This window comes from Lactiplantibacillus xiangfangensis (assembly GCF_001438845.1).
Classification (GTDB): Bacteria; Bacillota; Bacilli; order Lactobacillales; family Lactobacillaceae; genus Lactiplantibacillus; species Lactiplantibacillus xiangfangensis.
In genome coordinates this window covers 1-1990 of the sequence record NZ_JQCL01000093.1, presented here as the reverse complement: position 1 = coordinate 1990, position 1990 = coordinate 1, and the positions used below count along the sequence as shown (strand labels likewise).

Below are 1990 nucleotides of genomic sequence, written 5' to 3'. Positions count from 1 at the left end.
GGGCTTTCAAGCAAGTGTCGGCATGATAATTGGGAAGTTTAACGATGATCTCTAAGCGACTAACACGTTCAGTCAAAGTCATTAATGCTGGCTCAGATTCAACCCGTTTGCCTTTGACCAAGTCACCTTCCCAGTGTCCAAGCTCTTGACGCGCTTGAACCATGGCGGGACGCTCTTCGATTGAATGGCCCAGATTTTTCTTATTGATTCGATGATGCTTTGCCCCGGGGCATTTAATCCGGCGACGTAGTTTAGCTGGTAGGTCTGAATTGCGGATAGCTAAACGCTGGTCATCAATATACCGGTACACCGTCGGTGTTGAGGGGCAGACAAGCCTTGGGTGATCAGTCTTGAATTGGTGGACAAAAGTATCCACACTATGCATCCTGGGACGCGCTTTTAAAGCTGTCACCAAAGCATTACAGAAGGTTTGACAATGATCAAAGAGTCCACGATAACAGCTATTTAGTCGGTGCTTACGATAAATTGCTTCACCAGTTTCTGCCAGATATGACTGTTCAAAGATATGAGTACTAGCGTTAATCTGTGTCGTTGTCCCACGTTTTAATTCACGTGAAATCGTGCTGGGATTACGATGAAGGGCCTGGGCAATCCGGCGGATAGACCAATCTAAGTCCCTTAGGGATTCAATTCGACCACGTTCAGCTAAACTAAGTTGGTGATATTGATTAGATATGATATTCTTAATTCGGGTCATGAAGATACCTCTTTCTTGTTTGTGGTGAATTAAGAATAGGTCTTCATGGCCTTTTTGACTAGGGCGAATTGTCAAACTAAGTGCAACGGTTTGTCAAAAAATACTTCATATGGGGTTTCATAGTTTAACACTTTGCGAGGACGTTGATTTAACTGCTTTTGGCAGTGTTCAACGTCCTGTTCTGTATAATTATCAATATCTGTTCGCTTGGGAAAATATTCCCGGATTAATCCATTTGTATTCTCATTTGTTCCACGCTGTTCAGGCGAATATGGATCGGGCCAATAGACAGTAACACCTAACCTTTCGCTGATTTCATCAAGATGAAGAAATTCGGTCCCATGATCTGGTGTAATAGAATGAACAAATTCTTTAGGAATGGCCCCTAACAGTTCAACTAAGCCTTTATTTATCTCCTGCGAGTCCTTTTGCACAACCTTTTTGATAAGCGTAAGCCGACTAAGCCGATCGACAATCGTTAAAAGGATGGAGTGACCCGTTCGACCAATCACAGTATCAATTTCCCAGTCACCTATACGTTGACGCTGGTTGATAAAACCAGGGCGCTCATGGATCGAGATATAGTCGGTCTGTACTTCTCGATGTCGTCTAGTATTCTTTGAATGCCGAGTCCGATGTTTATGTCTGAGATGGCGCTGAATACCGGTATCACCACGTGAGGAGTACTTCTCACCTAAATTGTGTTGATAGATATGACGGTAAATTGTGTTGTAGCTAACACACCATTGATGTTCCTTATTAAAGCGAGCGGTAATCTGCTCTGGTGACCAGTGCAGATCTAAGATGTAATGAACAATTTGACGGCGTAATTGTGGATGGCTGTCTAATAGCCGCTTCTTGTGACAATTCTGCCGTTTTTGATGATAGTCATTATCTGCTTTGCTTGGGGAATAATTACCTGCACAACGTTTTAACTCCCGTGAAATAGTGCTTGGATTTCGCCCCAGCCGTAACGCAACAGCCCGGATAGATAACCCCTTAGCTCGTAAAAACATAAGTATTTCACGTTCTTTTATAGTAAGATGTTTATAGCTCATACCGGATACCTCGAATTGTTTGATTTGGTCGTTAAACATATTCTACCCGGTATGGGTTTATTTTTTTACTTTGTGTTGCATTTCAATTGTAAATTCGCCAGTCTGAATAAAGAACTGGTCTAGTAGAGCAGGTGTTGCACTTCAATTTTAAATCGAGGTCTATTTATAATTGGCTAAATCAGGGGAGAATTGGTTTCTCCTTGAATGATCTACC

General features: G+C 42.3%; 2 protein-coding genes. Both read right to left on the bottom strand.

Translation table 11 applies throughout. The annotated features are described in order from the left end of the window. A partial coding sequence (locus tag IV64_RS11755; RefSeq protein ID WP_057707430.1) for an IS30 family transposase occupies positions 1–718 on the bottom strand: 718 nt, incomplete at its 3' end. 71 nt (positions 719–789) lie between these two features. Beyond that, the gene (locus IV64_RS11750; protein WP_191982121.1) at positions 790–1776 is read right to left on the bottom strand and encodes an IS30 family transposase; all 987 of its coding nucleotides are present in this window, start codon (positions 1774–1776) and stop codon (positions 790–792) included. Between the last annotated feature and the right edge of the window lie 214 nt (positions 1777–1990).